The following is a 6152-nucleotide window of genomic DNA, read 5'->3' as shown; positions in this document are numbered from 1 at the left end:
TTTAGGCGCCATGTGGTCTTCATCATTCAATGGCAATAAAATCCGCTTCATCAGCTCACTATCATCAGCTTTACCCTTTACCAGGGTGTGTCCATCTTCTCCACCTTTTAAAATATATGCTTCTTGATCTAACCTAAGCTTGCCTTTCTGCTTTTCGCTGCCATGGCAACTATAACACCTATTTTGAAAGAGTGGTTGAATAGCATTTTGGTAAACAAAGGCTTCCTGAACATTGGGAATTGGTGGTATGGCTGCACCACCTTTTGTACTGCCCGATTTTAACGGTGCGGTTAAATAATCAGAACCATGGGTTAAAGAACCGCCTAAATGCCCCGTAATTGAAATGAGCACGATGAGAACCACCGCTATTGTACCTAGTATGGCATTTGATTTAACCTTTTGGTAAATAATCCACAATATAAAAGATAAAACAGCAACACTGATTCCCATCCATTGGTGATTACTCACGAGTTTCCCGTCATAATCGCCGCCATTGGCCAATAAATAACCAGTAATGCAAGATACTACAGCACTTAACGCACCCAGAAGCAGCATAATAGGAATGGCTGGTTTTAGGTTGATAAACTTTGCAGCAAATGATAAGAGAATACATATACAGCCAAGTAACAAAATTCCGATAGGAAGGTGGACAAAAACTGGGTGAAAGCGGCCGAAAAACTCTAACATCTTATTGATATCTCTTTCTTAATAAATTCATCATGTAAACATTTATTGCCCATTGATCGGCAAGGGGTTGGCGCGTGTAAGGCAAGGTAGGCATATAATCAGCCGGGCCAAATTCGGTAAGAATGGTTATACGCTCGCCGTTTTTCTTTTTGCGTGCTATAATTTTATCCCACCAGGCCAGGTGTGCTTCTACCACTTTTGCCCATTCTGGTGCCCGTGGATCATTTACCTGTGGTCCTTCGGGGTGCCCAACCCGCGAGTGGATATGTTCTGCCTTTTCTAAAATAAAATCGATGGTCTGTTTCTGGTCAGATAATAAACTTTCGTGCACATTGCACCAATGCGAAATATCTAAGGTGAATTTCAATTCTGGATTTTTCTCAGCAAAATTTTTGGCAATATGTGCAGCAAACATCATACGGCTACGATGCGTTTCGTGATAAACGGGTATGCCCGACGATTTGCTCTTGGCCGTTGCGTAATCGATAATCTGTTTATTTTCTTCGTAAGTGAAATAATCTTTTCCCGAATGGCAATTGATGTAAACAGGTTTTTGATAAGTATTGGCACAAATAGCATCTAAACTTTTTTTGAAAGAAGCTAAGTGCTCAGTTATGTTCGACTGCGATCCGGCGCATAAAAATCCGATTTCCAGTTTATATTTCTTAACCGCATCAAAAAGTTCTTTTACCGCTTTGTCCTCACCAGGCCACCATACTTCAATGCCTTCATATCCTTCTTTTTTGGCTGCTGCGCAAAACTCATCTCTTGTGCCTCCAAAACCCCAATYGGTTTGCATAAATAATAGTTCGTAGCCAGCTTTTGCTTTTATATTTTTAAGTTCGTTGGCACTCATGTTTTGGACGGGGGCCAAAATTGATGCTGCCGTTACAACAGCTGTATTTTGTAAGAATTTCCTTCTGGTTTGGTTCATTGGTTCACTTGTTGTTGGTTCATTTGTAGATTGGGCATTAGTTTATTGGTAATTGCCAATTGAAAATTGGTCATTGGGTTAGTCGGTTAATAGACTGTGAACTCAGGACTTCCGACTCCTGAGTTAAGCTACAATCTCTGATATCACCTTACCTGCCACATCGGTTAACCTAAATGGCCGTCCCTGGAAAGGATAGGTAAATTGTTCGTGATCGAAGCCCAACTGGTTTAAAATAGTGGCTTGAATATCAAAAGCATCAACTTTTCCGCTTACGGCACTATAGCCAATTTCATCTGTTTCGCCGTGTGTAAATCCTTTTTTCACACCTCCGCCGGCCATCCATATGGTAAATGCTTCTGTATGGTGATCTCTACCTTTAAATGGATTTTGAATACCATTTCTGTTCTCCATCATTGGCGTACGCCCGAATTCACCGCCCCAAACAACCAGGGTTTCTTCTAATAAACCGCGTTGTTTCAAATCGAGTAATAAAGCTGTAATTGGCCTGTCAATGGTTCTGCATTTATTCTTCAGTCCGATGTTAAGTGAGTTGTTTGGATTATCGCCGTGCGCATCCCATCCCCAGTCGAATAACTGCACATAACGTACCCCTTTTTCTACCAGTTTACGGGCAAGTAACACATTATTGGCAAAACAAGCTTTACCTGGTTGTGTACCATACATTTCGTGGATGTAGGCTGGTTCATCATTGATGTTCATCACCTCTGGTGCCGATATCTGCATGCGGTAAGCCATTTCATACTGTGCTATCCGCGATAAAATTTCAGGATCGTTATACTCTTGATATTGCTGCTCGTTAGCTTTATTAATGGCTTCGATAGACGCTTTTCTCAAGTCCCGGTTCATTCCATCCGGATCTTTTATAAACAGTACCGGATCTCCCTCACTTCTACATTGTACACCCTGATAAACGGAGGGCAAGAAACCACTTCCCCAAACACTTTTTCCCGCATCGGGGAAACTACCGCCACTGGTAAGCACTACATATCCCGGTAAATTCTGGTTTTCTGATCCTAAACCGTAGGTTACCCAGCTGCCCATACTTGGCCTGCCCAATCGCGGTGAACCTGTATGTACCAACAACTGCGCCGGAGCATGGTTAAATTGATCTGTTTTTACAGCTTTCAAAAAGCTTACCTCATCTACCATGGTAGAAAAGTGTGGTAAATTATCACTCACCAAAGCTCCTGACTGGCCATATTTGGCAAAATTAGCCTGTGGGCCCAACATTTTAGGTACCCCGGTTATAAAAGCAAATTTTTTCCCGGCAAGTAATGATGGAGGGCAATCCTGGCCGTCCATTTTCATTAGCTCTGGTTTAAAATCAAACAATTCTAATTGAGATGGAGCACCTGCCATGTGCAAATAAATTACACTTCGGGCCTTACCTACAAGTGGTGGCGATTTTGGCAATAATGGGTGTGCAGGATCGTAAGCAATCTTTGTTTGTGGACTCGAAAAAAGATTACCACAGCTACCCAATAACGAACCCATTGCCAAAGCACCCAAACCCATCGCACTTTCTTTTAAAAAATGGCGCCGCGAGTTTAGGCGTGCATTTGCTTCATGTGCTTCTTTAATTAACCTATGTGCGTTTAATTCGTCTCTTGTCATAACCGATCAAATCAATTTTTGGTAACCACTTCATCCAGGTTAAGCATTGCATTGGCTACTAGCACCATAGCTGCTTCTTCTGGCTTAAATTTCTTTTGTTTATCGCCCATAAATGCCGATACACTTGCCGAGTTTTTGCTAAACTCGCCAAAAGCCTTGGCATACAGGCCTTCGAATACTTTTAACCTATTTTGAGGGATCGTTTTATATAAGATCAATTCATAGCCCTTGGCAATTTTAGATTTGCTGGTGCTTCCTCCTACTTTTTCCATGCGTAGCGCCAGTTTTCTTGCCAAATCGATATAAACACTATCATTTAAGGTAACCAGGGCCTGTAATGGGGTATTGGTTCGGATACGGCGCGGACTACAAACCACTCTCGATGCTCCATCAAAGGCAATAGCTGATGGATATGGGGCTGTTCTTTTCCAATAAGTATAAATTCCCCTGCGGTATTGTTCTTCCCCACCACTTAGCACCCATTTAGCACCACTATAAGGCGAAAACCAAATTCCTTCAGGTTGCCAGGGCATTACCGGTGGTCCGTACATTTTATTACTTAATACCCCGCAAACGGCAAGACTCTGATCTCTGATTTGCTCAGCACTTAACCTGATCCGCGAACCCCTGGCGTAAAACTTATTAAACAGATCTTTTTCTTTCAGTTCTTCGGTTACCTTACTATCTTGTCTGTAAGTTGCCATCATCACCAGTTCCTTCAACATTTTTTTAACACTCCAGTTGTATTTGTACATAAACTGATAAGCCATAAAATCTAAAAGTTCCTGATGGGTAGGCGCCATTCCCTGGGTGCCCATGTCTTCTAAAGTTTCTACCAAACCAGCTCCGTATAACTGCTCCCATAGTCTGTTCACCATTGTTCTCGATACAAGAGGATTTCTTTTATCGGTAAGCCACATGGCTAAACCCATCCGGTTATTAGGTGCATTTTTAGGCATAGCAAAAGCCAAAGAATTAGGTACACCAACTTTAACTTCTTTGCCTTTCGAAGTCCATGCACCACGCTCAAACACATAGTTTTTGCGCTGCATGCTCAATGGATTTTCGACCATAATCGGCGTTGTTGGCACCTTTGCATTCATTAAATCAGTAAATCTTTTTTTATTGGCCACATACTCAGGCTTGCCTTTTCCGGGAAACTGTTTGGTAAAATAAAACCAATCGAAATACACCATAAATTCGTCAGGATTTTTTACCGAAGGATTGGTATACTTTAAATACACATCCTTTATCCCACTTTGCTTTGCAAAATCTACTTCTACATTTTCATAACCTTTAGTTTGGGCCAGTTTCCACRATTTTACAACAGGGCCGTTTGGTGAGCCTAAATGTAAACTCATTGTACCACCAGGTTTACTGCAGTTGTAGCGGAAAATCAATTGGTCAACATTTTCAAGGTTTACAGATTTTAACCTTGCAGATGAGCTATTTTTAAAATAAAGTGCAATGTTATGATTACCGATTACTGAATTCACCAATTCATCGGCCGTTGTAGAGTTTATTGCCGGCTGACCCGTTTTTAAGAATAAATCAACTTCGGCAGCTCTTTCTTTACCCGCAACAGCTTTAACCCAGCTGGTTAAATGATTGAGCTCGTTTTTAAGGCTATCATTAAAATCTTTAAGTAATGGGTATTCTGCAGAAACGTCTTCATCCCTTGTATTATTAAAATACGACATGAATTTATAATACTCATCATGTTTAAAAGGATCGTATGGGTGGCTATGGCATTGTACACAAGAGAAAGTTGTACTCATTAACCCTTCCCAGGTGGCATTTACACGATCTAAAACCGCTGCCGTTCTAAATTCTTCATTATTGGTCCCCCCCTCATCGTTGGTTGGCGTATTTCTGCTAAAAGCCGTAGCAATATATTGGGCATCAGTTGGATTTGGAAATAAATCTCCGGCAATCTGATCGGTAATAAACCGATCATATGGCATATCGCGGTTAAAGGCTTTAATCACCCAGTCGCGATAACTCCAGATATTTCGGTTAGGATCACTCTCGTAGCCTTTAGTATCGGCATAACGTGCTATATCCAGCCACATCGATGCCCAGCGCTCGCCAAATTTAGGCGAAGCCAGCAAACTATCAACCAGCACATTGTAGGCTGCCTGTTCGTCTTTACTGTTCAAATAGAATTTGGCCAGTTTATCTGATGGGTAAGTACCGATCAGGTCTAAACTTACCCTTCTCAATAGGGTAGCCTTATCAGCAGTTTTAGATGGCTCAAGTTTATTTTCCTCAAGCTTTGCAAAAATAAATTTATCCAGATCGTTGCGTATCCAATCATTATCCACATCTGGCAATTCAGTCGGTTTTACACTAACATAAGCCCAATGGTTGCCCCATTTTGCACCTTGTTTTATCCAACCACTCAAAATATCAATTTCATCATTATTTAAAGCAGGGTGCTTATATGGCATCCTTTCTTCAGGATCGTTTGATTTTAAGCGTTTGATAAATTCACTATCCTCAGGATTGCCTGGAATAATTGCAGGCTTGCCGCTTTTGGTTTTAGCCAAAGCCTCTTCCCTAAACAACACGCTAAAACCGCCTTGTTGTTTAACCCCGCCATGACAGGAGATACATTTTTTATTTAAAATGGGCTTAACCTGCGTGTTAAAATCGATCGGTTTCTCCGACGAGAAAAGCGAAAAGGCTATTAAGGTAATCACAACCAGCACGAAGCCTGTTGCAAATAATATTTTCTTTTTTAATAACATTTTGGTTAGAATAAATTTAAGCTAATTTTTAGATCACTCAACCTGTATACAAAGTTAAATTAAGCTAAACATTTATCAAAAATTACAGTAGAAGCGACTATTAGACTAAATCGCTAAGATTTCGCTTCCCTTAAACCAAAGATCAA

General features: G+C 41.0%; 4 protein-coding genes. All 4 read right to left on the bottom strand.

The features are described 5' to 3' along the window. The coding region (locus AC1DPQ_RS01760) for a c-type cytochrome domain-containing protein (protein WP_477607670.1) at positions 1-687 on the bottom strand (687 nt) is incomplete at its 3' end. Between the two features lies 1 nt (position 688). Then, positions 689-1621, bottom strand: a complete 933-nt coding sequence (locus AC1DPQ_RS01755) for a sugar phosphate isomerase/epimerase family protein (RefSeq protein ID WP_477607668.1) — start codon at positions 1619-1621, stop codon at positions 689-691. Between the two features lie 123 nt (positions 1622-1744). Continuing rightward, a complete protein-coding gene (locus tag AC1DPQ_RS01750; RefSeq protein WP_230144678.1) occupies positions 1745-3256 on the bottom strand; it encodes a DUF1501 domain-containing protein in 1512 nt (503 codons plus the stop codon). A gap of 11 nt (positions 3257-3267) precedes the next feature. Then, entirely contained in the window at positions 3268-6006 is a 2739-nt protein-coding gene (locus AC1DPQ_RS01745) for a DUF1553 domain-containing protein (RefSeq protein ID WP_477607666.1), read from the bottom strand. Positions 6007-6152 lie beyond the last annotated feature (146 nt).

The organism is Pedobacter sp. 01T416_2 (assembly GCF_056398925.1).
This window is presented reverse-complemented; position numbering and strand designations above follow the sequence as displayed.